This is a genomic window from Saccharomonospora piscinae (genome assembly GCF_005862235.1).
Lineage (GTDB): Bacteria > Actinomycetota > Actinomycetes > Mycobacteriales > Pseudonocardiaceae > Saccharomonospora > Saccharomonospora piscinae.
On record NZ_VCEK01000006.1, the window covers coordinates 31,473 to 54,774 of the forward strand.

21 protein-coding genes are annotated in these 23,302 nt (G+C 70.3%); 6 read left to right on the forward strand and 15 right to left on the reverse strand.

Annotated features, from left to right (window positions below; all coding sequences use genetic code 11):
• The first annotated feature begins 19 nt into the window (after positions 1 to 19).
• Positions 20 to 1,360, forward strand: a complete 1,341-nt coding sequence (locus FFT09_RS20795) for an ROK family protein (RefSeq protein ID WP_138383742.1) — start codon at positions 20 to 22, stop codon at positions 1,358 to 1,360.
• A gap of 49 nt (positions 1,361 to 1,409) precedes the next feature.
• On the opposite strand, the gene FFT09_RS20800 is transcribed toward FFT09_RS20795, so the two are convergent.
• Entirely contained in the window at positions 1,410 to 1,979 is a 570-nt protein-coding gene (locus FFT09_RS20800; protein WP_138383743.1) for a DUF3558 domain-containing protein, read from the reverse strand.
• 637 nt (positions 1,980 to 2,616) lie between these two features.
• Between FFT09_RS20800 and FFT09_RS20805 the strand changes: the two genes are divergently transcribed.
• Complete coding sequence (locus FFT09_RS20805) at positions 2,617 to 4,029, forward strand: family 2B encapsulin nanocompartment shell protein (RefSeq protein WP_081190369.1); 1,413 nt, start codon at positions 2,617 to 2,619, stop codon at positions 4,027 to 4,029.
• Positions 4,030 to 4,047: 18 nt separating this feature from the next.
• Positions 4,048 to 6,225: a terpene synthase family protein gene (locus FFT09_RS20810; protein ID WP_138383744.1), complete on the forward strand. Its 2,178-nt coding sequence runs from the start codon at positions 4,048 to 4,050 to the stop codon at positions 6,223 to 6,225.
• Positions 6,226 to 6,428: 203 nt separating this feature from the next.
• On the opposite strand, the gene der is transcribed toward FFT09_RS20810, so the two are convergent.
• From der to mbhE, 10 genes are all read right to left on the reverse strand, one after another.
• Positions 6,429 to 7,847: a ribosome biogenesis GTPase Der gene (gene der / locus FFT09_RS20815; protein ID WP_081190371.1), complete on the reverse strand. Its 1,419-nt coding sequence runs from the start codon at positions 7,845 to 7,847 to the stop codon at positions 6,429 to 6,431.
• Between the two features lie 63 nt (positions 7,848 to 7,910).
• A complete protein-coding gene (locus FFT09_RS20820) occupies positions 7,911 to 8,579 on the reverse strand; it encodes a lysophospholipid acyltransferase family protein (RefSeq protein ID WP_081190372.1) in 669 nt (222 codons plus the stop codon).
• The gene (gene cmk, locus FFT09_RS20825; protein WP_138383745.1) at positions 8,576 to 9,301 is read right to left on the reverse strand and encodes a (d)CMP kinase; all 726 of its coding nucleotides are present in this window, start codon (positions 9,299 to 9,301) and stop codon (positions 8,576 to 8,578) included. The genes FFT09_RS20820 and cmk overlap by 4 nt, the downstream gene beginning before the upstream one ends.
• A 91-nt stretch (positions 9,302 to 9,392) precedes the next feature.
• On the reverse strand, positions 9,393 to 9,761 hold the full coding sequence (mnhG, locus tag FFT09_RS20830; RefSeq protein WP_081190374.1) for a monovalent cation/H(+) antiporter subunit G: 369 nt from the start codon (positions 9,759 to 9,761) through the stop codon (positions 9,393 to 9,395).
• On the reverse strand, positions 9,761 to 10,027 hold the full coding sequence (locus FFT09_RS20835) for an MrpF/PhaF family protein (RefSeq protein WP_024877483.1): 267 nt from the start codon (positions 10,025 to 10,027) through the stop codon (positions 9,761 to 9,763). Before FFT09_RS20835 ends, mnhG begins: the two co-directional genes overlap by 1 nt.
• Positions 10,024 to 10,596 (reverse strand): Na+/H+ antiporter subunit E, encoded by a 573-nt coding sequence (locus FFT09_RS20840; RefSeq protein WP_081190375.1) that lies wholly within the window; start codon positions 10,594 to 10,596, stop codon positions 10,024 to 10,026. The genes FFT09_RS20835 and FFT09_RS20840 overlap by 4 nt, the downstream gene beginning before the upstream one ends.
• On the reverse strand, positions 10,593 to 12,128 hold the full coding sequence (locus tag FFT09_RS20845) for a Na+/H+ antiporter subunit D (protein ID WP_138383746.1): 1,536 nt from the start codon (positions 12,126 to 12,128) through the stop codon (positions 10,593 to 10,595). The genes FFT09_RS20840 and FFT09_RS20845 overlap by 4 nt, the downstream gene beginning before the upstream one ends.
• Positions 12,125 to 12,592: a Na(+)/H(+) antiporter subunit C gene (locus FFT09_RS20850; RefSeq protein ID WP_024877480.1), complete on the reverse strand. Its 468-nt coding sequence runs from the start codon at positions 12,590 to 12,592 to the stop codon at positions 12,125 to 12,127. Before FFT09_RS20850 ends, FFT09_RS20845 begins: the two co-directional genes overlap by 4 nt.
• On the reverse strand, positions 12,589 to 13,155 hold the full coding sequence (locus FFT09_RS20855) for an MnhB domain-containing protein (RefSeq protein ID WP_081190377.1): 567 nt from the start codon (positions 13,153 to 13,155) through the stop codon (positions 12,589 to 12,591). Before FFT09_RS20855 ends, FFT09_RS20850 begins: the two co-directional genes overlap by 4 nt.
• Positions 13,152 to 15,557 (reverse strand): hydrogen gas-evolving membrane-bound hydrogenase subunit E, encoded by a 2,406-nt coding sequence (mbhE, locus tag FFT09_RS20860; RefSeq protein ID WP_138383747.1) that lies wholly within the window; start codon positions 15,555 to 15,557, stop codon positions 13,152 to 13,154. The genes FFT09_RS20855 and mbhE overlap by 4 nt, the downstream gene beginning before the upstream one ends.
• A 281-nt stretch (positions 15,558 to 15,838) precedes the next feature.
• Here mbhE and FFT09_RS20865 point away from each other — a divergent pair, with 281 nt between their 5' ends.
• The 3 genes from FFT09_RS20865 to FFT09_RS20875 all read left to right on the forward strand — a co-directional run bounded on the left by FFT09_RS20865 (position 15,839) and on the right by FFT09_RS20875 (position 18,140).
• On the forward strand, positions 15,839 to 16,321 hold the full coding sequence (locus FFT09_RS20865) for a cation:proton antiporter regulatory subunit (RefSeq protein WP_024877477.1): 483 nt from the start codon (positions 15,839 to 15,841) through the stop codon (positions 16,319 to 16,321).
• 9 nt (positions 16,322 to 16,330) lie between these two features.
• Positions 16,331 to 17,524 carry a cation:proton antiporter gene (locus FFT09_RS20870; protein ID WP_138383749.1) on the forward strand — a complete coding sequence of 398 codons (1,194 nt, stop codon included), beginning with the start codon at positions 16,331 to 16,333 and terminating at the stop codon, positions 17,522 to 17,524.
• Positions 17,525 to 17,609: 85 nt separating this feature from the next.
• Positions 17,610 to 18,140, forward strand: coding sequence for a hypothetical protein (locus FFT09_RS20875; protein WP_081190380.1), 531 nt, complete (start codon positions 17,610 to 17,612; stop codon positions 18,138 to 18,140).
• Between the two features lie 12 nt (positions 18,141 to 18,152).
• Here FFT09_RS20875 and FFT09_RS20880 read toward each other — a convergent pair whose 3' ends face one another.
• The 4 genes from FFT09_RS20880 to FFT09_RS20895 form a co-directional block, all read right to left on the reverse strand.
• Positions 18,153 to 18,614, reverse strand: coding sequence for a tetratricopeptide repeat protein (locus FFT09_RS20880; RefSeq protein WP_081190381.1), 462 nt, complete (start codon positions 18,612 to 18,614; stop codon positions 18,153 to 18,155).
• Positions 18,611 to 19,378 (reverse strand): 4-hydroxy-tetrahydrodipicolinate reductase, encoded by a 768-nt coding sequence (gene dapB / locus FFT09_RS20885; protein ID WP_138383750.1) that lies wholly within the window; start codon positions 19,376 to 19,378, stop codon positions 18,611 to 18,613. The genes FFT09_RS20880 and dapB overlap by 4 nt, the downstream gene beginning before the upstream one ends.
• Positions 19,375 to 20,736 carry a M16 family metallopeptidase gene (locus FFT09_RS20890; RefSeq protein ID WP_024877472.1) on the reverse strand — a complete coding sequence of 454 codons (1,362 nt, stop codon included), beginning with the start codon at positions 20,734 to 20,736 and terminating at the stop codon, positions 19,375 to 19,377. Before FFT09_RS20890 ends, dapB begins: the two co-directional genes overlap by 4 nt.
• 100 nt (positions 20,737 to 20,836) lie before the next feature.
• Positions 20,837 to 23,278: a polyribonucleotide nucleotidyltransferase gene (locus FFT09_RS20895; protein WP_138383751.1), complete on the reverse strand. Its 2,442-nt coding sequence runs from the start codon at positions 23,276 to 23,278 to the stop codon at positions 20,837 to 20,839.
• Between the last annotated feature and the right edge of the window lie 24 nt (positions 23,279 to 23,302).

Sequence of the window (23,302 nt, forward strand, 5' to 3'; positions counted from 1 at the left end):
GGGTGGCACATGGTGGAAGATGGGTCGGGTGCAGGTGCCTCATTCCGGACGAACGAACACGACAGCGCCGGTCGGGCTGGTCGGCGAGCACGTCGACAGCCTTGCCACCGTACTCGACCTCGTGCGTTCACAGACCGCGCGAACCAGGCCGGAGATCGGAAGGTTATCCGGGCTCGGGCGCACCGTCGTGACCCAGCGGGTGAACGAACTCACCGAATGCGGACTGCTGGAGGAAGGCTCGCTGGGGCCGTCGAGCGGTGGCCGCGCGCCGCGTGAACTGCGGTTCCGCGCGAGAGCGGGCGTGATCCTCGCGGCCGAGCTCGGCGCCACCAGCATCGGCGTCGGCGTCACCGACCTCGCGGGCACGGTACTGGCCGAGCACTCCGAGGCCACGGACATCGCGCGCGGACCCGACGCGGTGCTGGAGCGGGTGGAGGAGATCGCCGACGACCTGCTGGACCGGGTCCGCGCCGAGGCCGGCGACGCCGAACTCGCCGTGTGGGGTGCGGGGGTCGGCCTCCCGGGACCGGTGGAGTTCGCCACCGGGCGGCCCAGCGCACCGCCGATCATGCCGGGCTGGGACGGCTACCCGGTGCGTGACCGGCTCGCCCACCGCTACGACACGCCGGTGTGGGTCGACAACGAGGTCAACACGATGGCGCTCGGAGAACTCCGCGCGGGCTCGGCGCGGGGGCAGCGCGACCTGCTCTACGTCAAGATCGGCACCGGGATCGGCGCCGGGCTCGTCTCGGGAGGAACGCTGCACCGGGGCAGCCAGGGCTGCGCGGGCGACATCGGGCACGCCGCCGTCGCCGACGACACCGATGTCGTGTGCCGCTGTGGCAACACCGGCTGCCTGGAGGCGTACGCGGGCGGGGCGGCCCTGGCCCGGGACGGGCTGGCGGCGGCGCGGGAGGGCCGCAGCCACTTCCTCGCCGACGTACTCGCGAGCACCGGCACCGTCACGGCGGCCGACCTCTCCCGCGCCGCACAGAGCGGGGACCGGGTGGCCGTGGAGCTGCTGACCCGGGCGGGCCGCCTCATCGGCAACCTGCTGGCCACCCTGGTGAGCTTCTACAATCCCGCGCTGGTCATCATCGGCGGCGGCGTCGCGAACGCGGGTGATCTGCTGCTGGCCGCCGTGCGCGAGACCGTGTACCGGCGCTCGCTGCCGCTCGCGACCCGCGAACTGCGCATCACGCGCTCCACCCTCAGCGACCGGGCCGGACTCGTCGGGGCGGCGTTCATGGCCATCGACGAGCTGTTCACCCCGGAGCGGCTGGCGCGGTGGGTGGGCGGCGGCTCCCCCGCTGGCTCACCCGGGCTCGTGGAGGTCCCGCTGCGGGCGCCACTGCTGTGACCTCGCACAACAGCCAACCGACCGCGCCCGCCGCGTCACGCTCCGCAGTTCACGGGATACCAGGTAAACGAGGTTCGATCATGCCGGCGATTGTTTCGGCGACCTCACATGCCTCGTCCGTTTCGTCTTCACCTGGAATCGCTACATCCACCCGTGATTGCTCATCGAGTTTCAACGCCAAAGTACAGTCACCGAACTTCGGCTTCTTGGATATCACTGCGGGACGCTCGTTCACTTCAAGATTGACAAGTCCTGCACCAAGGTCTTTCACCGTGTCGACACTTTGAGCGTCCCGCACATTGACGGCGAATGTGAAACCATCGCCACCGTCAGCACCGCTCCTCTGCCAGTAGCACGATCTCGCACCACCGCCTTCGTCGTACTTTGGCTCAAAATTCCCAGCTTCAGCGAGATCTTCGGACGAAAGCAAGTCACACGGATCAATCGACGCGCTCACTGGCGCAGCCGAGGACAAGCCAGTCGTCGTTGTACCGCTCGAAGAAGTCGCCATGGGAGTTTTCGGTTGCGCGAATCCCTGCTCTCCACTCGCACAACCAGAGCAAATCAGTAGAGGAAGCACGCCAACCATGAAGAGTTGAGGTTGAAGTTTCCGAAGCATAAGCCCTCAATCACCCAGCCCGCAGAAGGATTCAAGTGGTGGAGCGTGATCGAATGAGACCATCTACGCCTTGAGAATTCCAATCTCGGTAATACTAGCGCCGCCCACAGTCGCACCGGCGCCCTGGCTCAGCTCATCAGGATCGGCCGTCATATACCCCGACAGGCCATCGTCGCGGAACCGTTCAGTTTCAAAGGGTACCGCCTCCAGGAGGAGCCCGGATGGGTGAGAACCCAACCCGGCCTCGGCCGCCCAACGGCCTGGGGTCGTGTCGGAGGAGTTGTGGGCTCGGATCGAACCGTTGGTGCGACATCGCCCAGTTCGTAGAGCTGGGCGACGCCACCCCACCAGTGTGGGGTTTGGCGAGGCACACCCGGCCACACATCCGAAAACCCGTCCATTCATCAGTCGCCGTGGCACCCGCGACACCAGCCTCATTTGCTGCGCCGACTCCCAAACCAATCCGGCAGGGACTCTCAGCCGGGTGAGGCTCGGCGGCGTGATCTCGCCGGTGGGCTTGCGGAAGACTTCCGAGAAAGCGACCTATTTGATCGTTCAATTGCATGGTGTGGTCGTGCTTCATTAATCTCACGTGACGACAAATGGGTTGTCTGGATACCCCACGGAGGACACACGCATGACCACGCCGTCGCAGTCCACGGCCGAAGAGACCGAAGAGCCCTCGCGGTCTCTCAGCACGGCCGCCGCACGGAATCTCGCGACCACCACCAAATCCGCCCCGCAGATGCAGGGCATCACCTCGCGCTGGCTCCTGAAGGTCCTCCCATGGGTGCAGACCGAAGGCGGCGTCTACCGCGTCAACCGCCGACTGACTTACACGGTCGGTGACGGCCGGATCGACTTCGAGCAGACCGGCGCGACCGTCCGCGTGCTCCCCCCGGAACTCGGGGAGCTGCCCATTCTGCGCGGCTTCGAGGACACGGAGGCCCTGTCGGCGCTGGCCGACGCCTTCACGCAGCACGACTTCGAGGCCGGTCAGGTGCTGGCCCGCGAGGGCGACGACATCCAGTACGTGCGCCTCATCGCCCACGGCAGGGTCCGCCGCACCCGCGCAGGCAAGTACGGAGAAGACCTGGTGCTGGAGACCGTCGCCGAGGGCGACCGGTTCGGCGAGGAGGCGCTGCTCGGTGAGCCCGCCACCTGGGACGCCACCGCCACCGCGGTGACCTCCGGAACCCTCCTGCAATTGCAGCGCGAAGACTTCGAGCGGCTGCTGGAGAACACGCCGTCGCTCCGCGCGCACGTCGCCGCCTTCCGGGCCCTGCCCGCGCAGGAGCAGAACAAGCAAGGAGAGGCCGACATCGCGCTGGCATCCGGCCACGTCGGCGAACCGACCCTGTCCGGCACCTTCGTCGACTACGAACTCAAGCCACGCGAGTACGAACTCTCAGTCGCGCAGACCGTGCTGCGGGTCCACACCCGTGTCGCCGACCTGTACAACAAGCCGATGAACCAGACCGAAGAGCAGCTGCGGCTCGCGGTCGAGGCACTGCGCGAGCGACAGGAGCACGAGCTCGTCAACAACCGCGAGTTCGGTCTGCTGCACAACGCCGAGTACAAACAGCGCATCCGTACCCACGCGGGCCCACCAACTCCGGACGATTTGGACGAGCTGCTGTCCCGGCGCCGCAACACCCGCGTGATGCTGGCCCACCCGAAGGCCATCGCCGCCATCGGCCGTGAGCTGAACCACCGCGGACTGTACCCGGCGAACGCCGACTTCAACGGCGAGTCGGTACCGGCATGGCGCGGTGTGCCGATCCTCCCGTGCAACAAAATCCCGGTGACCCCGCAGGGCACTTCCTCAGTCATCGCGATGCGACTGGGAGAAGACAACCAGGGGGTCATCGGTCTGCACCAGACCGGCATCCCGGACGAGATCGAGCCCGGCCTCAACGCCCGCTTCATGGGCATCGACGACAAGGCCGTCATCTCCTACCTGGTGTCCACCTACTACTCGGCCGCCGTACTGGTCCCGGACGCGCTCGGCATCCTTGAGGATGTCGAGGTCTACCACCGCCGCAACTGACCGGAGGGCGACGAGAGAATGGCCAAGCCCTTCGAGCTGCCCACGTTCTACGAGCCGTACCCGGCCCGCCTGAGCCCCCATCTGGAGACGGCCCGCACGCACGCGCGGGCCTGGGCCTCAAGCATGGGCATGCTCGAGGGCTCGGGCATCTGGGACACCGCCGCCTTCGACGCACACGACTACGCCCTGCTGTGCGCCTACACCCACCCGGACACCTCCGCCGAGCGGCTGGCGACCGTGACCGATTGGTACGTGTGGGTGTTCTTCTTCGACGACCACTTCCTGGAGAAGTACAAGTACACCCGCGACACCGCCGCTGCGCAGGAACACCTGCAGCGGCTGCGGGCCTTCATGCCGGCCGCCCCCTCCGCTCCCACGCCGGAGCCGCGCGATCCGGTGGAAACGGGTCTCGCGGATCTGTGGCGACGCACCGTGCCCGTCATGACGGACGACTGGAGGCAGAGGTTCACCGAGGCCACGCTCGCCCTGCTGGACGAGTCGATGTGGGAACTGTCCAACATCGAGAGCGGCCGGATCTCCAACCCGCTGGAGTACATCGAGATGCGCCGCAAGGTCGGCGGCGCCCCCTGGTCAGCCGGACTCGTGGAGTACGCGGCGCACGCCGAAGTGCCCGCACGGGTGGCGTCGTCCCGGCCACTGCTGGTGCTGCGCGACACGTTCTCCGACGCCGTCCACCTGCGCAACGACCTCTTCTCCTACCAACGAGAAGTGGAGGAAGAGGGCGAACTGTCAAACGGCGTACTCGTGTTCGAGACGTTCCTCGAGTGCACCACGCAGGAGGCCGCGGACAGAGTCAACGACCTGCTCACCGCCCGCCTCCACCAGTTCGAACACACGGCGCTCACCGAGGTACCGCCGCTGTGCGCCGAGCACGGACTCACACTCGACGAGCAAACGCGGATCGCCGCCTACGCCAAGGGGCTGCAGGACTGGCAGTCCGGCGGTCACGAATGGCACCGCCGGTCCAGTCGCTACATGCGCGAGTCCGGTCCCGCCCCGGACACCGATTCCCGGCTGCCGAGCCGCCCCACCGGCCTCGGCACCAGCGCGGCCCGCCTGGCGGGATCGTACGCGCACACCATGCCGCAACGGCTGCGCAGCTTCACTCACGTGCAGCAGCCCGCGGGCGGCCTGCCGGAGCCGGACCCACGCATGCCGTACACGGCACGCTGCTCCCCGCACCTGGACGCCTCCCGGGAGACACTCGTCACCTGGTGCCACAAGTTCGGGGTCACCGCGGAAGGTGTGTGGGACGAGAGGAAGCTGCGGGCGGCGGACCTTCCGCTGTGCGCGGCCGGCATCCGCCCGGACGCCACGCCGGATGGTCTCGACCTGACCTCGGGCTGGCTGGCGTGGGGCACGTACGGCGACGACTACTACCCGCTCGTCTTCGGGCGCACCGGCAACCTGGCCGCGGCGAAGCGCTACACCGACGGTCTGGCGGACTTCATGCCGGTGGACATGGGACCACCGCCGCGGCAGGCGGACACGGCGATGGAACGATCGCTTTTCGACCTGTGGGTGCGCACGGCGTCGCCGATGACGCGGGGGGCCCGGGTCACGTTCCGGCAGACCATCGTCGACATGACGCACTCCTGGGTGTGGGAACTGGGCAACGCGCTGCAGCGCCGGATTCCCGAGCCTGTGGACTACATCGAGATGCGCCGCAAGACCTTCGGCGCCGACCTCACGATGAGCCTGTCACGCATCGGACACGGCGGGGTCGTTCCCGAGGAGGTGTACCGCTCCCGTCCGGTGCAGGCACTGGAACACTCGGCAGCGGACTGGGCCGGCCTGATCAACGACGTGTTCTCGTTCCGCAAAGAGATCGAGTTTGAGGGCGAGATCCACAATGCGGTGCTGGTCGTGCAACGGTTCCTGGACTGTACGCAGGCCCAGGCCCGCCGTATTGTCGATGACCTGATCGACGGCCGCATGCGGGAGTTCCAGCACGTCCTCGCCGTGCAGGTCCCGGCCCTGTGCGACGACCTGGACCTGCCGCAGCAGGTCCGCGCGGCCCTCGACGGGTACGCAAGGGACCTGCAGAACTGGATGTCCGGCATCCTCGTGTGGCACCGCGGCTGTGGCCGCTACGACGAGAACGAACTGCGCCGCGACATGGGCGGCCTGGGCACCGCGGTGACGCGGGCGCGGGTGGGCGCGCTGGGCGTCTGACAGGACACGGGCCGGGAGCCTGCCAGGCACACCGTGGAGCAGGCCCCCGGCCCCTTTCGGAGAGGGTGGCAGCGAGACAAGTACCCGCGCTCGCCACCTCTGCCCACGACCGGCACTGGGTTCCCGGAGGCTGTTGACCCGCTGGTAACGCCGCACCGACATCCACCACGGCCTGATCACCCACGGCGCCAGTCTGGGGGCCTCTAACGCTTCTTCGGCGGCCGCTTCTCCCTGACCCGGACGTTGATCCGGACCGGGGTGCCCGTGAAGCCGAACCGCTCGCGGAACTTGCGCTCGACGAACCGGCGGTACCCCGCTTCGAGAAAGCCCGTGCTGAACAGCACGAGCGTCGGCGGCCGGACACCGGCCTGGGTCGCGAACAGCACCTTCGGCTGCTTGCCGCCGCGCACCGGCGGCGGAGTGGCGGCGATGAGCTCGGAGAGCCAGCTGTTGAGCTGTCCCGTGGGAACCCGCTGGTCCCACGAAGCCAGCGCCGTGCGCAACGCGGGGGCGAGCTTGCGCACCGCCCGGCCGGTCAGCGCCGAGACGTTGACCCGCTCGGCCCACGGCACCCGCACCAGGCCCCGGTCGATCTCGCGGTCGAGCTGGTGCCTGCGGTCCTCGTCGACCAGGTCCCATTTGTTGAACGCCAGCACGAGTGCCCGGCCCGACTCCGCGACCGACGTGACGACTCGCAGGTCCTGCTCCGAGAGCGGTTCGCTGGCGTCGAGCAGCACGATGGCCACCTCCGCCGCGTCGATGGCGGTCCGGGTGCGCAGGGAGGCGTAGTACTCGGCGCCGCTGGCGGTCTGCACACGCTTGCGCAGCCCCGCCGTGTCGACGAAGCGCCACAGCTGTTCGTCGAGTTCCACCATCGAGTCCACCGGGTCGACCGTGGTGCCCGCGACGGAGTCCACGACGGCACGCTGCTCGCCGGTGAGCTTGTTCAGCAGGCTCGACTTGCCGACGTTCGGCTTCCCGACGAGCGCGACACGCCGGGGGCCCGCCGCGACGTGGTCGCGCTCCCTCGGCGCCTCCGGCAGCGCGTCGACCATGGCGTCGAGCAGGTCACCGGAGCTGCGCCCGTGCAGTGCGCTCACGGGCCTCGGCTCGCCGAGCCCCAGCGACCACAGCGAAGCCGTCTCCGCGAGCAACCGCTCGTCGTCGACCTTGTTGGCCGCCAGCAGCACCGGTCGCTTCGAGCGACGCAGCACCTTCGCGACCGCCTCTTCGGTGGCGGTCGCTCCGACGGTGGCGTCCACCACCAGGAGGACGACGTCGGCGGCCGACATGGCCAGCTCCGCCTGAGCCGCGACCGAGCCCTGCAGGCCCGAGGCGTTCGGTTCCCACCCGCCGGTGTCGACGAGGGTGAAGCGGCGTCCGCGCCAGGTGGCGTCGTAGGCGATGCGGTCCCGGGTCACCCCCGGTGTGTCCTGCACGACCGCTTCGCGGCGGCCCAGGATGCGGTTCACCAGCGTGGACTTGCCGACGTTCGGCCTGCCCACGACCGCGACGACCGGCTGGGGCGGCTCGCCCTGCTCGGTGGTCGACTCCTCGGCCGCGGCAGCGTCGAGCCGGAGGAACTCCGCCTCGTCGGACCAGGTGCCGTCCAGTTCGGTCATGCGTGTCTCTTCCCTAGTTCTGTCCAGTACGCCGAGGATCGTCCCTCGGTGCGGTCTCGGTCATCACCCGTGCGGTGGTGTGCTCCGCCGGGATCGCCGGTCGTCGTCGACGGCGCGGACCAGCGTCGCCAGCGAGTCGCGGACCCGTTCGGTGGCCAGCGCCAGACCGGTGCGACCCGGCCCGACGTCGAGCGCGAACGGCTCGCCGACCACGATGTCCACCACGGGCCGCAGCCGCCGCCGCGACCCGGGCGGGCGCAGCGTGCCGCGCACCGCCACGGGCAGCACCACCGCGCCGCCGGCCCGCACCAGCCAGGCCGCGCCGCGTTGCGCGTCGGTCACCTCGCCCGTTCCGCGGGTTCCCTCGGGAAACACCGCGACGAGGCCGCCGTCGCGCAGGACGCGGGTGGCGGCGGCCAGCGCCGTCCGGTCGGGTGCCCCGCGCCGCACCGGGATCTGGCCGATCCGGCGCAGTCCCCAGCCCGCCGCGCCGGTGTACATCTCCTCCTTCACGAGGAACACCGCCCGCCTCGGCAACATTCCGAAGATCAGTTGCGGTTCGATCATCGTGCTGTGGTTGGCCACGAGCACCACCGGCCCGGTGCGCGGCACCCGGTCCAGGCCCCGGACGCGAAGGCGGTACGCGGGCCGGTAGAGCACCCTCCCGATCACCCGGCCCACCTCGTGCAGCCACGGCACCGCCCCGGGCGGCAGCCCGGTGGAACCGGTCATCGCCGGGTCTCCGCGACCTCGCCACCGAGCAGGCCGCGCCCCTCCGCCAGTTCGGTGAGCTTCGCCGTGACCTCCTCGACGGTCAGCTCCGAGGTGTCGAGCAGGACCGCGTCGTCGGCCGCCCGCAGCGGCGAGACGGCCCTGGTCGAGTCGAGCCGGTCGCGCCGCTCCACGGACTCCCTGGCCGTGCCGGGCGAGGACTGCCTGCCCTCCGCCGCGTCCTGTGCGCTGCGCCGCCGTGCCCGGACGTCGGCCGAGGCGGTGAGGAAGACCTTGAGCGGTGCGTCGGGAGCCACCACCGTCCCGATGTCCCGGCCGTCCACCACGACGCCGCCCGCCGACTCCACGGCCTCGCGGATGAGCTTGCGCTGTTCGGCGACGAGCAGCTCCCGGACCTGCGGCACCGCCGACACCGCGGACACCGCGCGGTTGACCTCCTCGGTCCGGATCTGCGCGCTGACGTCGGCGCCGTCGAGGCGCGCCGTCGGCGCCGCCGGGTCGGTGCCCACGCCGATGCCCGCACGCCGTACCAGGGCCGCCACGGCCGTCTCGTCGTCCTCGGCGACTCCGGCCCGCAGCACCGCGAGGGTCGCCACCCGGTACATCGCGCCGGTGTCGAGATACCCGGCGCCCAATCCGCTCGCCAGCCGCCGCGCCGCGGTCGTCTTGCCCGTCCCGGACGGTCCGTCCAACGCCACCACGCCACACAGGGCTCGAACCACCGGGCCAACTCCTTGCCGTTCCATGATCGTTTCCAGCACACTCCGGATGTGTGCGCGTCTCATTGTGCCCGGTGGGGTGAACGGCCCCCGCTCACCGGTCCTGGGACTGGCTCCGGGGCGAGCGATAGCCCTCCCGGCGCAACCGCTCCCCCAGCTGGTCGCGCAGCAGTGTGGTGGGCTCCACCGCCCCGATCCGGTAGCCCGCCCTGCCGACGAGCTGGGACAATACGGGGGCGGTGACCACCTGCACCAGGGCGACCAGCACCAGCCCCATCGCGTCGATGAGGTTCAGCTGCAGGGCCGCGCCGCACAGCACCATGATGAGCCCGACGGTCTGCGGCTTGGTCGCGGCCTGGAGGCGGCTGAGCAGGTCGGGAAAGCGCAGCAGGCCGAACGCTCCGACGGCGCAGAACAGCGCCCCGCCGAGCAGCAGCACGCTGGAGACGATGTCACGCAGCATCAGCGGTGCTCCTTCCTGCCCTCGGTGAGCCGGACGACACTGAGCGTGCCGACGAAGCCCAGCAGTGCCGTGCTCACGAGGATCGGCACGGTGAGCACGGAGTCGGTCATCGCCATGTTGACGGCGAACCCCGCGACGATGAGCACGACCAGTACGTCGAGTGCCATCGCCCGGTCGAGCACCCACGGTCCTTTCACCAGCCGCACCAGCGTGAGCAGCCCCGCGAGTGCGAGCACGGCCAGCGTGACGATGTAGACGACGGTCATCGGCGTCCCTCCCCCGCACTCACGCCGTCGCGGACGCGCAGCGCGGAACCGATCTCGTCGGCCGTTCCGAATGCCTTGACGACCCGGACCTGCATGTCCATGGCAGCACGCAGGTGCGTCTCCACCTCCGCGCCGTCCGGGCCCAGGACGTAGACGTAGAAGCAGCGCTGCGGGCGGTCGATGTGCAGCACGAACTTCCCGGGGCCCAGCGAGAGCATGTTGGCGGCCGAGGCCACGAGGAAGTCGCGGTCCACCAGGATCGGGACCTCCACGATGACGGCCTTGGTCCTCGGCCCCGACCGGGCGGCGTCCCACCCGACGCGCAGCCCCGAGCTGACCAGGTCCCAACCCAGGTAGGCCCACAGTGCCAGCAGCCGGTGCGGGCGCACGAACAGCGGCGAGCGCACCGGCCGGAACGGGAACAGCAGGAGCACCACCGCCGTGACCAGCACGCCCGAGACCAGCACGAGCGGCTCGACCGACCGCCACAGCAGCAGCCAGACCGCGAACAGCCAGGCCGCCAGCAGCGGGGAGTAACGCCGCAGGGCGTCCGGGACTCCGGTGTTCATCGGGACACCCCTTCCGGCAGCACCACGGTGCGGTACTGGTCACCGTCGAGCAGGTCCTCGGCGGCCCGCTCGCTCATGGTGGCCAGCGGCCCCGCGATGAGGCTGATCACCACACCGGCCACCACGAGCAGGCTGGACGCGACCACCATCGGCATGCTGCTGTGCCCGGTGCCCACGGTGACCTCGTCGGTCGGATCGGCGTCCGGGAACGGCTCGCGTTCGGCGCCCCAGAACGCACCGACCCACACCCTCGTCATGGCGTAGAGGGTCAGGAAGCTGGTCAGCACGGCCGCGCCGGTGGCGGCGTAGGCCCACACCGTGGCGCTCTCGGCACCGGCACGGAACAGCGTGATCTTGGCGATGAACCCGGAGAACGGCGGAATGCCCGCGAGGTTCAGCGCCGGGACCGCGAACAGCACCGCCACCAGCGGGGCACTGCGGGCGACACCCGACATCTCGCGCATCGAGACCGTCCCGGTCCGCCGCGTCAGCAGACCGCTCACCAGAAAGAGCGCGGCCTGCACGGTGATGTGGTGGACCACGTAGAGGATGGCTCCCGTCACGCCGACCACCGTGGCCATGCCGAGCCCGAAGAGCATGAAGCCGATGTGGCTGACCAGCAGGAAGGACAGCAGCCGGTTGACGTCCTCCTGCGCGATGGCCCCGAGCGCCCCGACGATCATGGTGAGGATCGAGACCACGAGCAGGACGTTCCACACCGTGTCGTTCTGGAAGATCAGCGTGTGGGTGCGGATCAGCACGTACACGCCGACCTTCGTCAGCAGACCCGCGAACACCGCCGTGATCGGCGCGGGGGCCGTGGGGTAGCTGTCGGGTAGCCAGAAGTGCAGCGGGACGAGCGCGGCCTTGATGCCGAACACGACCGTGGCCAGCAGGGCGATGCTGGTCTGTATCCCCGGAGCCAGGTCGCGGAAGGCCAGCGAGAGCTCGGCCAGGTTGATCGTGCCCGTCGCGGCGTAGACCAGTGCGATGAGCGTGATGAACAGCAGCGACGAGGTGAGGCTGACGATCACGTACGTCATGGCCGCCCTGACCCGGCGCGCGGAGGTCCGGCGCGTGATCAGCACGTACGACGCCGACAGCATGATCTCGAACGCGACGAACAGGTTGAACAGGTCGCCGGTGATGTAGGCCAGCGACACTCCCGCGCAGAGCACCAGGTACGCGGGCTGGAAGGTGGTCGACACCGTCTCGCGGCCGTAGTCGGTGACGCGCTGGCCGATCGAGAACACCAGCACCGCGAGGGTGACCACGGCCGACACGAGCAGCAGCAGCGCCGCGAGCCGGTCGGCGACCAGTGTGATCCCGAAGGGCGCGGCGTAGCCCCCGAGTTGCAGCACGATCGGGCCCTCGGTGTCGGTGTGGTGGACCAGCACCGAGGCGATGACGACGACCACGCTGAGGACGGTGAGAGCGAGGACCCGCTGGAGGTCGGGCCTGCGGCCGAGGATCAGGGACAGCGCGGCCCCCAGCAGGGGCAGTAGGACGGGCAGCGCGATCAGGACGGTCACCGGGCGACCTCCCGGGGCGTCGCGGGCGCGTCCTCGGCGGCTTCGGCGGCCTCTCCCGGCGACGCCACCTCGACGGTGTCCGGCGCCGAGGTCTCCTCCACGGCGCGGGCCTCCCTGACGGCGACTCTGCGGTCCTCGACGTCGTCCTGGACCTCGTCGTGGCCGATCAGCACCCAGGACCGGAACGACAGCGCCAGCAGGAAGGTGGTGAGCGCGAAGGTGATGACGATCGCGGTCAGCGCCAGTGCCTGGGGAAGCGGATCCACCATCAGCTCGGCGACCGCGGTGCCCACGAAGGTCGGCTGGCCCGGCGGCCCTCCCGCGACCTGGAGGAACAGGTTCGCCCCGTGCCCCAGGATGGTGATTCCGATGATCACTCGCATCAGCGAGCGCTGCATGAGCAGGTAGAACCCCACCGTGTACAGCCCGGCGATCGCGACCGCCATCGTCAGGTTGATCGTCACGAGGCGTCCCCCGGCTGGTCGTTCAGTTCACTCTCCAGTTCGCCGAGCTGGATGCCCTCGCCCAGCGTGCGCAGCAGGTTGAGCACCACACCGACGATGAGCAGGAAGACGCCGACGTCGAAGGCCAGGCTCGACGCGATCTTCACGCTCCCCAGCAGCGGCACCTCGACCGTCCACACCGCACTGGACAGCACGGGCAGGCCGAAGAAGGTCGGCACGAGAGCGCTGGCCACCACCACGACGAGTCCACTGCCGATCACGACGGGCGGCTGCACCCAGGAATCGCGCGAGCCCGTCACGGACCCGCCCGCGACGTAGCGCAGGACGAAGGCCAGCCCGGCCACCAGTCCCGCGCTGAACCCCCCGCCCGCCCTCGTGTGACCGGCGAACAACAGGTAGATCGCCAGCAGCAGGACCGTGGGAAAGACGATGCGCAGGCACACCTCCAGCAGCAGCGAGCGCGGCCACCGTGTCTGCGCGCTCTCGCGCATCAACCAGTGCTCGTGCGGCCGGTCGCAGGTGTCCCACCAGCGCTGGGCGGGCTCGACGCCGCGAGTGGTCATGACGTCGCACCCTCCTGCCGCGTTCCGGTCGTGGCGATACCGGGGTCCTCCGGTTCCGCTCCGTCCGGCACCGTGGCGAGTTCGTCGTCGCCCCGGCGGGGTTGCCGGGAGGCCGCGAGGATCAGGCTCGCCGCCCCGATGGCCGCGACCGCCAGGACCACGACCTCCCCGAGCGTGTCGAACGCCCTGAAGTCGACGATGATGGCGTTGACGACGTTGGTGGCCCCCGCCTCGGACTCCGCCCTGGCGATGTACTCGTGACTGGTCTGCGGCAGCCCGTCCCGCGAACCCGACACCAGCACCGCCAGCGTCGCGACGACGATGCCACCCATCGCGGCGATCCCCGCCTTGATCCAGCGCACCGCGGGCAGCCGGGGACGGCCGTGACTGAACCGCGACGGGAACCGGCGGAGCACGAACACGAAGACCACGAGCGTGAGCGACTCGACGAGGAACTGCGCCAGTGCGAGGTCCACTCCACCCTCGACGACGAACAGCGCGCCGATCGAGTAACCGACGAGCCCGGTGAGCAACACGGCGGTGAGCCTGCGGCGGGCGAGCACCGCCGTCACCGCCCCGGCCAGCATGAGCGACACCAGCACGGGCTGGGTCCACGAGTCGGCGAACCGCAGGTTCGACGGCCAGTGCAGGCCCGGCAGCAGTCCCAGCGCGGGTACCACGGCGGTCGTGACGACGATGACACCGAGGTACACGGGCAGGGAACCGACCTGCAACCGACCGGTCAACCACCGCGCCGTGCGGTCCAGCCCGCCGATGGCCGCGTGGTAGGTCGGCTCGGCCTGCAGCGCCGTGGGCACCCGGCCCGCGAGTGTGCGGAACACCCAGCCAGCCCGGTACGCCGCGTACCCGCCCAGCAGCACCAGCGCCGACAGGCCCAGCGTCGGCGTCAGACCGTGCCACAGCGCGAGGTGGTACCGCACGCCCTCGCTCGGATAGGCAGCCGCGTAGCGGCCGGCCAGTACCTCGACCGCTCCCGGGACGACGCCGAGGACCAGGCTCGCGAGCGCGGGAACCAGCGCGGGAGCGACGAACCGCGCACCGGGCCGCTCGACTTCCAGCGGGGGCAGGTCCGCCCGCGTGCCGAACGCGCCCACGAGGAACCGGAGGCTGTACGCCACGGTGAGCCCCGAACCCACCACCAGCCCGATCAGCACCACCACATCGACGGTGCCGCCGAGAACCCCGCCGCGCAGGTACGCCTCCAGCGCCGCTTCCTTGCCGACGAATCCCAGCAGCGGTGGCACACCGGCCATCGAGGCCAGCGCGAGCGCGGCCACCCCGGCCAGTACCGGCCAGCGGCGTCCCAGCCCGGACAGTTCCCGCACGTCGCGCGTGCCCGCGCGCTTGTCGATGATGCCGGTGACGAGGAACAGCGTGGACTTGAACAGACCGTGGGCGAGAATGAGCGTGGCACCGGCCAGTGCCGAGACGAAACCGCCCGAACCGACCAGCACGGTCAGAAAGCCCAGCTGGCTCACCGTGCCGAACGCGAGCAGCGTCTTGAGGTCGTTCTGCCGCAGGGCCCGCAACGCGCCCAGGATCATCGTCCAGAGCCCGAACCCGACGACCGGAATCCACCACGCCGGAAACGACGAGAATCCCGGCGCGAATCGCGCGACCAGGTACACCCCGGCCTTCACCATCGCCGCCGCGTGCAGGTAGGCGCTCACCGGAGTGGGGGCGACCATCGCGGCGGGCAGCCAGAAGTGGAACGGGAACTGGGCCGACTTCGTGAACGCCCCCGCGAGCAGCAGGATCACGGCCACGCTCACCAGCGCCCCGCCGGGCGGCGGGTCGGCCACGATCTCGGAGATCCGCACGGTGCCCGCGGCGGTGGCGAGCAGGATCAGCCCCAGCAGCATCGCCAGCCCGCCCCCGGCCGTCACCAGCAACGCCTCGGTGGCCGACCGCCTGGCCTTCCTCGTCCTGCCGTCCCCGCCCACGAGCAGGAAGGAGCACACGGTGGTCAGTTCCCAGAACAGGTAGAACGAGAAGACGTCGTCGACCAGAACGAGCCCCAGCATCGCCCCGGCGAACGCGACGAGCAGCGCGGCGTTGCGCCCGATATTCGGGTCGTCCGGCTTGGCATAGCACCCGTAGTAGAAAAGCACGAGCGCGCCGATTCCGGAGACCAGCAATGCCAGCAGAACCGAGAGCGCGTCGATTCGCAGGCTGATTCCGAGATCGATGGCGGGCGCCCAGGCGACGTATTCCTGGGTCAGTTCACCGCCGAAGGCTCCTCCGGAGAAGAAGACCAGCAGGACGACCAGCGCCACGGCGGACAGCACACCGCCGACCACGAAGGCGACGCGCCCCCATCTCTGCGCCACCGAGGGCAACACCAGCGCGAGGGCGAAATGGGCCAGAATCGCCGCGAGCATAGGTGTCACCGCCGTGTCAGGTCCAAGCATCGTTGTCGGGCTCGACCGGGGAGTTCACCGCATCCAGCGAATCAACATCATGTAACCCCGTGCGTGGTTCCATCCTACAGAGCGGCCTTTCGGCATCGCAGGGCAAATGATCGATGTGGCGCGTGATGATCTTCTCAGTCTCCCGGCGCCGATTCCGTAGTAAAGTCGATAATTCGCTCTCGCGCCCGGCGGGGCCGCCGCACGGTCCCTCGGCGGTCACCCGCCCGCCCGCGTGGGTTACCGTTGACCCCGTGAACGTCGACGTAACCCCCCTGCCGGGAATCGGCGTCCGGAAGGACTTCGGCCTGGCCAACGGCCGGCGGGTGGGCGTGGTCACCCACCGCGACGGCACGATCGAGCTGATCGTGTCCAAGTCCGAGGACCCCGACGCCTGCCTGGCCTCGCTGCCGCTGCGCGCCGAGGAGGCCGCCACCCTGGCCAACCTGCTGGGCGCCCCGCAACTGGTGGCGCAGCTGATCGAGGAGCACCGCGACGTGCCCGGCATCAGCACCAGACCGCTGGGGATCAAGGCACCGTCGCCGTTCGACGGCCGCACCCTCGGCGAGACCGCTCTGCGCAGCCGCACCGGCGTGTCGGTGGTCGCGGTCATGCGCGCGGGCCAGGTGCATCCCTCGCCCGCACCCGACTTCCTGCTCACCGGCGGGGACGTTCTCGTCGCCGTCGGCACCTCCGAAGGGCTCGACGAGGCCGCCAAGATCCTGCACCACGGCTGAGGCACCCGCGTGGACCACACCGCACTGTCGCTGCTCGAACTCGGCGCTGTGTTCTTCGGCCTTGGCGTGCTGGGCAGGCTCGCGGGGCGCATCGGGCTCTCCCCGATCCCGCTGTATCTGCTGGGCGGGCTCGCTTTCGGCCACGGCGGGGTGTTCCCGCTGGGCGACATCAGTGGCTTCACGACGCTGGCGAGCGAGATCGGTGTCGTGCTGCTCCTGCTCACGCTCGGCCTGGAGTACACGGCGGACGAGCTGTTCACGGGCCTGCGACGGTCGTGGATGGCCGGGCTGCTCGACATCGTCCTCAACGCGGCGCCCGGTGCGGCCGTCGCGCTGATCCTGGGCTGGGGCCCGCTCGGAGCGCTGGCGCTGGGCGGCATCACCTACATCTCGTCGTCGGGGATCATCGCGAAGGTGCTCGGGGACCTGGGCAGGCTCGGCAACCGGGAGACCCCGGTGGTGCTGTCGATCCTCGTGTTCGAGGACCTCGTCATGGCCGTGTACCTGCCGATCCTCACGGCGGTGCTGGCCGGAGTGAGTTTCGTGGGCGGCCTGACCGCGGTGGGCATCTCGCTGTCGGTGGTCTCGGTGGTGATGCTCGTCGCCCTGCGCTACGGCCGCTACGTCTCCGCCGTCGTCGACAGCGACGACCGCGAGGTCTTCCTGCTGAAGGTGCTCGGCGCGGCCCTGCTCGTGGCGGGGCTGGCCTCGGCCATGCAGGTCTCGGCCGCGGTGGGCGCCTTCCTGCTCGGGATCGCCATCTCGGGTTCGACGGCCGAGAACGCCACGAAGTTGCTGGAGCCGTTGCGCGACCTGTTCGCGGCCGTGTTCTTCGTGGTCTTCGGCCTCAACACCGATCCGCGCGCGATCCCACCCGTGCTGTTGTGGGCGCTGGTGCTGGCCGTGGTGACCACGGTGACGAAGGTCGTGACCGGCTGGTGGGCGGCCCGGCGAGCGGGGATCGGACCGATGGGCCGTGCCCGCGCGGGGGCGGCGCTGGTCGCGCGCGGCGAGTTCTCCATCGTCATCGCCGGGTTCGCCGTGGCCGCAGGCGCGGTCGAGGGGCAGCTCGCCGCGCTCGCGGCCACGTACGTGTTGCTGATGGCGATACTCGGCCCGATCGCGGCCCGGGTGGTCGAACCGGTGGCTCGGCGCGTGTCGCGGTCCCGGCCCCCCGCCGCGCCCGATCCCGCATCGCCATGATCAACTAAGCCGGACTTCACCCGGACGAGTACACATACTCGCTAAGGTGGGCGAGACCTGACCCCGTCGGAAAGGTGTTCGTCCGGTGCTCGCCTGGCTGTGCGTCTCACTCGGTGTCGCGTTCGGCACCTCGGTGTTGCCGGTCATGAGCGCCGAGTTGTTCGTCATCGGCCTGCTCACCAGCGATCCGACTCTGCCGTGGCTGGGGATCGGCGCGACCGTCGCGGTGGGTCAGGTCGCGGGCAAGCTGCTCTACTACCTGGCGGCCCGCGGCAGTATCCGCCTGCCGTCCGCGATGCATCGCGCCCAGCGCCGTGGCCGCGAGCCGAAGCCACCGTCACCGCGCCGGGAACGCTGGCGGCTGCGGACCAAGCGGCTGCGGATGCTGATCGAGGCGGTGCGCGAACGGTGCCACCGGCACCCGCACTGGATGACCACCACCTACGGCGTCAGCGCGGTGTTCGGCCTGCCGCCCTACATGGCGACGACCGTGCTCGCGGGGCTGGCCCGGATGCGGCTGTCGCTGTTTCTCACGGTCGGCCTGCTCGGCCGGTTCGTCCGGTTCAGCACGCTCGCGGCGGCACCGGCCGTGTTCGCCACCCTGTTCCGGGCCTGAAAGCGTGAACACTCACCGCGGCGGGTCGTCGGCCTCCAGGTCCACCGCGCGGCGCATGGTCGCGCGGGCCCGCTTGCGGTCACCGGCCACGTCGTAGGCGTACGCCAGCCGGTACCAGCGCCGCCAGTCGCCCGGTTCGGCCTCCACCTCGGCGCGGTACCGGTCGAACCACGCGTCGGCCGCGGCCCGGTCCACCCGGCCGGAAGGGCGACGCGGCAGGCCGGAGGTGTCGGGCAGCCCACCCTCCGCGTCGAGCCTGCGGGCCAGTCGCTGCACCGCGAGTCCCGACCGCCAGGTCGCCACCAGCAGCCACACACCCAGCAGCGGCAGGACCAGCACCGCGATCCCCAGTCCGACGGCGACCGGCTCGCCCACCCGCAACAGCTCGACCGCGCGGCCTCCCAGCAGCACGAGATAGACCGCCACCGCGGCGGTGGCCACGACGGCCAGCACGGGCGTGGCGACGGCTCTCACAGGTCGAGGACGTGTTCGAGCCCGACCGTCAGGCCGGGGCGGGACCGCACCGAGCGCACCCCGAGCAGCACTCCCGGCATGAACGACGTCCGGTGCAGCGAGTCGTGCCGGATGGTCAGCGTCTCCCCCTCGGAGCCGAACAGGATCTCCTCGTGGGCCACGAGCCCGGGCAGCCGCACCGAGTGAACCCGCACGCCGTCGACGTCGGCGCCACGCACTCCGTCGAGTTCGGACGTGGTGGCGTCCTCACCGGGTCCGCGGCCCGCCTCCGCCCGGGCCTCGGAGATCAGCCGCGCGGTGTGCGCCGCCGTGCCGGAGGGGGCGTCCGCCTTGCGGTTGTGGTGCAGCTCGACGACCTCGGCCGCGTCATAGTACCGGGCCGCCTGCTGCGCGAACCGCATGGCGAGCACGGCCCCGAGCGCGAAGTTGGGCGCCACGAGCACCCCGAGCCACGGTGCTTCGGCCAGCCAGTCGGTGAGGGTGCGGACACGCTCGTCGGTGAACCCGCTGGTCCCCACCACGGCGTGCAGGCCGTGGTCGACGGCGAAGCGCAGGTTGTCCATCACCGCGCCGGGGTGGGTGAAGTCGACCAGCACGTCGGCCGAGGACAGCGGTGTGCGGTCGTCACCGGCGTCCACCTCCGCGACCACCGTCATGTCCGGCGCGGCCGAGACGGCTCGCACGACCTCGGTGCCCATGCGGCCACGGGCGCCCAGCACCCCGACCTTGATCACAGTGTCGTCGTCCGCGGCGGCCCGCGTCATGCCATCACCTCGTGCAACTCGTCGGGGAGATCCTCGGTGTGAGCGTACGGCCCCACCACCGCGACCGCGGAGCGGCCACCGGGCCTGCGCAGCAGCGACCGGGCGAGTTCGGCCACGTCGTCGCCCGTCACGGCGTCGATGCGCGCGACCGTCTCGCCGACACTCTGGTACCGGCCGTAGTTCAGTTCGTTCTTCCCGAGGCGCACCATGCGCGAGGCGGTGTCCTCCAGCCCCAGCACCAGTCCGCCGCGCAGCTGGCCCTTCGCCCGCACGACCTCGGCGTCGGTCAACCCGTGCCGCGCGAGTTCGGTGAGCACCTCCCCCACCACGCCGGCCACCTCGCCGAGCCGGTCGGGCTGGCAGCCCACGTAGACGTCGACGTGCCCCGCGTCGGCATAGCCGGCCATCGACGAGTACACCTGGTAGGCCAGTCCCCGGCGTTCGCGGATCTCCTGGAACAGCCGGGAACTCAACCCGCCGCCCAGCGCGGCGTTGAGGACCGACAGCGTGTAGCGGCGTTCGTCGTGCCTGCCCGGGGCACGCACACCGAGCATGAGGTGGGCCTGCTCGGTGTCGTCCCGGTGCAGCGCGAGACGGGCCGCGCGGCCGAAGCGGGCCCTGCCCTTCCTGGGGGGACGCGGGGAACCCGAACCGGACAACCGGTCGCGCAACGCCGCGCGAACCAGCCTTACCACGGTCCGGTGCTCGACATTGCCGGACACCGCCAGCACCATCCGCTCGGGCCGGTACCGCCTGCGGTAGAAGCCCCGCAGCGCCGACGACGTCAGATCCGTCACGGACTGTTCCGTGCCCAGCACCGACCTGCCGAGCGGATGCCCCGGCATGATCGTTTCGACGAACATCTCCTGCAGCAGGTCCTCGGGGTCGTCGTCCCGCATGGCGATCTCCTCGAGCACCACGCGGCGTTCGGTGTCCACGTCGGCGTCCGCGCACGTGGCGTCGAAGACCACGTCGGTGATGAGATCCACCGCCAGGTCCAGGTTCTCGTCGAGCACCTGGGCGTAGAAGCAGGTGTGCTCCTTGGAGGTGAAGGCGTTCAGCTCACCGCCGACCGCGTCGACCTCCTCGGCGATCCGCGTCGCGTCCCGGCGAGCGGTCCCCTTGAACAGCAGGTGTTCGAGGTAGTGGGCCGCGCCCGCGACTGCGGGCTGCTCGTCCCGCGAGCCGATCCCGACCCACAGCCCCACGGCGGCGGACCGGACGCCGGGAACCGCCTCGGTGATCACCCGGAGCCCGCCGGGCAGCACCGTGCGCCGCACGAGCGCGCCGTCCGATCCGGAATCCAGGGTCCGCGTGGACCCGATGGGCTGCTCGTGTCCCGCAATCTGTCGCGCCATGACCTCGTCGACTCACCTCGCCCGAACGGCCCGTCTCCCCCGGTGCGGGCGGCGACGGGCCGTTCGGTGTCGTTCGTTGTGGTTGTGCGGTTGCCGGGTGTTACTCGATGTCGGCGGGGCCCGACGACGTGCCCTCGCCCGAGTCGGCCTGGTCGCCGCCCTTGTCGGCACCGCCCTTGTCGCCGCCCCGGTTGCGCCCGCCACGACGGGTGCGCTGACGCGGGCGGTCGGACCTGGCCGCCGCCTCGGACTCCTGCTCCGCGTCCGCGGCGGGCTGGTCACCGCTCGCCTGCTCCGGCTCGGGCGTGGCGGCCGGAGCCGCTTCGCCCTCACTTTCGTCCTTGACGACCACGAGGCTGATCTTGCCGCGGCTGTCGATGTCGGCGATCTCCACCCGCAGCTTGTCGCCGACGTTCACGACGTCCTCGACCTTCGACACGCGCTTGCCCTCGCCCAGCTTGGAGATGTGGACCAGGCCGTCCTTGCCGGGCAGCAGGGACACGAAGGCGCCGAACGCCGCCGTCTTGACCACCGTGCCGAGGAACCGCTCCCCGACCTTCGGCAGCTGCGGGTTGGCGATCGCGTTGATCTTGTCGATCGCGGCCTCGGCCGAGGGACCGTCGGCGGCTCCGACGTAGATCGTGCCGTCGTCCTCGATGGAGATGTCGGCGCCGGTCTCCTCGGTGATCGAGTTGATCATCTTGCCCTTCGGGCCGATGACCTCACCGATCTTGTCAACCGGCACCTTCACGCTGGTCACCCGCGGCGCGAACGGGCTCATGTCGTCCGGGTCGGCGATGGCCTCGGCCATCACGTCCAGGATGGTGAGCCGGGCGTCCCGCGCCTGGTTCAGCGCGGCGGCGAGGACGTCGGAAGGAATGCCGTCGAGCTTCGTGTCGAGCTGCAGCGCCGTGATGACGTCCTTGGTGCCCGCGACCTTGAAGTCCATGTCACCGAAGGCGTCCTCCGCGCCGAGGATGTCGGTGAGCGCGACGTAGCGCTTCTCGCCGTCGACCTCGTCGGACACCAGGCCCATCGCGATGCCCGCCACCGGGCCGCGCAGCGGCACACCGGCGTTGTAGAGGCTCATCGTGGACGCGCACACCGAGCCCATCGACGTCGAGCCGTTCGAGCCCAGCGCCTCGGAGACCTGCCGGATGGCGTACGGGAAGTCGTCGCGCTTCGGCACCACCGGCACCAGCGCGCGCTCGGCGAGCATGCCGTGGCCGATCTCGCGCCGCTTCGGCGTGCCGACCCGGCCGGTCTCCCCCGTCGAGAACGGCGGGAAGTTGTAGTGGTGCAGGTAGCGCTTGCGGGTCTCCGGGGCCAGCGTGTCGAGCTGCTGCTCCATGCGGAGCATGTTCAGCGTGGTGACGCCGAGGATCTGGGTCTCGCCGCGCTCGAACAGCGCCGATCCGTGGGCCCTCGGGATCACCGAGACCTCGGCGGCGAGCTGCCGGATGTCGGTGATCCCACGGCCGTCGATGCGCACCTTGTCCCGCAGGATGCGCTGCCGGATGAGCTGTTTGGTCAGCGAACGGAACGCGGCGCCGACCTCCTTGTCCCTGCCCTCGAAGGCCTCGCCCTCGCCGAGGCCGACGCGCTCCAGCACGGTGGCCTTGACCTCGTCGGTGGCGGTGTCGCGGTCCTGCTTGCCCGCGATGGTCAGCGCCTTCGTGAGGTCGTCGGTCGCGAGCGCCGCGACGGCGTCGTAGGCGTCCTGCTGGTACGCCGGGAACACCGGGAAGTCGCCGACGGGCTTCGCAGCCACGTCCATGAGCCGCTGCTGCGCCTCGCACAGCGCGCGGATGAACGGCTTGGCGGCGTCGAGACCCTCGGCGACGGTGGTCTCCGTGGGAGCCGTGGCACCCTCCGCCACCAGGTCCAGGGTGTTCTCGGTGCCCTCGGCCTCGACCATCATGATCGCGACGTCCTCGGGGCGCTCACCCACGATGCGGCCCGCGACGACCATGTTGAACGTGGCGCGCTCCAGCTGCGACCAGGTCGGGAACGCCACCCACTGGTCCTCGATGAGCGCGACCCGCACGCCACCGATGGGGCCGGAGAACGGCAGGCCGCCGATCTGGGTCGACGCCGACGCGGCGTTGATCGCCAGCACGTCGTACGGGTCGTCCGGGTGCAGGCTCTGCACGGTGATGACGACCTGGATCTCGTTGCGCAGTCCGTCGGCGAACGACGGGCGCAGCGGCCGGTCGATGAGCCGGCAGGTCAGCACGGCGTCCGTGGACGGACGGCCCTCGCGGCGGAAGAACGCGCCGGGGATGCGCCCCGCCGCGTACATGCGCTCCTCGACGTCCACCGTCAGCGGGAAGAAGTCGAAGTGTTCCTTGGGCTGCTTCGACGCCGTCGTCGCCGACAGCAGCATGGTCTCGTCGTCCAGGTAGGCGACCACGGAACCGGCCGCCTGCTTGGCGAGCCTGCCCGTCTCGAAGCGGACCGTACGGCTGCCGAAGCGCCCGTTGTCCAGGACGGCTTCCGTCTCGTGTACGGCCGGTGCGGCTGTGCCGCTGATGTCAGTCATTGCTGTTGTTACTCCTCGTACGTC

Coding starts and splice junctions, on each gene's coding strand:
- FFT09_RS20820 (WP_081190372.1), bottom strand. CDS start 8,579: ATGACCGGTTCCACCGGGCTGCCGCCCGGGGCGGTGCCGTGGCTGCAC.
- der (WP_081190371.1), bottom strand. CDS start 7,847: ATGACCGAACTGGACGGCACCTGGTCCGACGAGGCGGAGTTCCTCCGG.
- FFT09_RS20855 (WP_081190377.1), bottom strand. CDS start 13,155: ATGACCACTCGCGGCGTCGAGCCCGCCCAGCGCTGGTGGGACACCTGC.
- FFT09_RS20895 (WP_138383751.1), bottom strand. CDS start 23,278: ATGACTGACATCAGCGGCACAGCCGCACCGGCCGTACACGAGACGGAA.
- mbhE (WP_138383747.1), bottom strand. CDS start 15,557: ATGCTCGCGGCGATTCTGGCCCATTTCGCCCTCGCGCTGGTGTTGCCC.
- FFT09_RS20890 (WP_024877472.1), bottom strand. CDS start 20,736: ATGGCGCGACAGATTGCGGGACACGAGCAGCCCATCGGGTCCACGCGG.
- FFT09_RS20840 (WP_081190375.1), bottom strand. CDS start 10,596: ATGAACACCGGAGTCCCGGACGCCCTGCGGCGTTACTCCCCGCTGCTG.
- FFT09_RS20835 (WP_024877483.1), bottom strand. CDS start 10,027: ATGACCGTCGTCTACATCGTCACGCTGGCCGTGCTCGCACTCGCGGGG.
- mnhG (WP_081190374.1), bottom strand. CDS start 9,761: ATGCTGCGTGACATCGTCTCCAGCGTGCTGCTGCTCGGCGGGGCGCTG.
- dapB (WP_138383750.1), bottom strand. CDS start 19,378: ATGACGCGGGCCGCCGCGGACGACGACACTGTGATCAAGGTCGGGGTG.
- FFT09_RS20810 (WP_138383744.1), top strand. CDS start 4,048: ATGGCCAAGCCCTTCGAGCTGCCCACGTTCTACGAGCCGTACCCGGCC.
- FFT09_RS20795 (WP_138383742.1), top strand. CDS start 20: ATGGGTCGGGTGCAGGTGCCTCATTCCGGACGAACGAACACGACAGCG.
- FFT09_RS20805 (WP_081190369.1), top strand. CDS start 2,617: ATGACCACGCCGTCGCAGTCCACGGCCGAAGAGACCGAAGAGCCCTCG.
- FFT09_RS20800 (WP_138383743.1), bottom strand. CDS start 1,979: ATGCTTCGGAAACTTCAACCTCAACTCTTCATGGTTGGCGTGCTTCCT.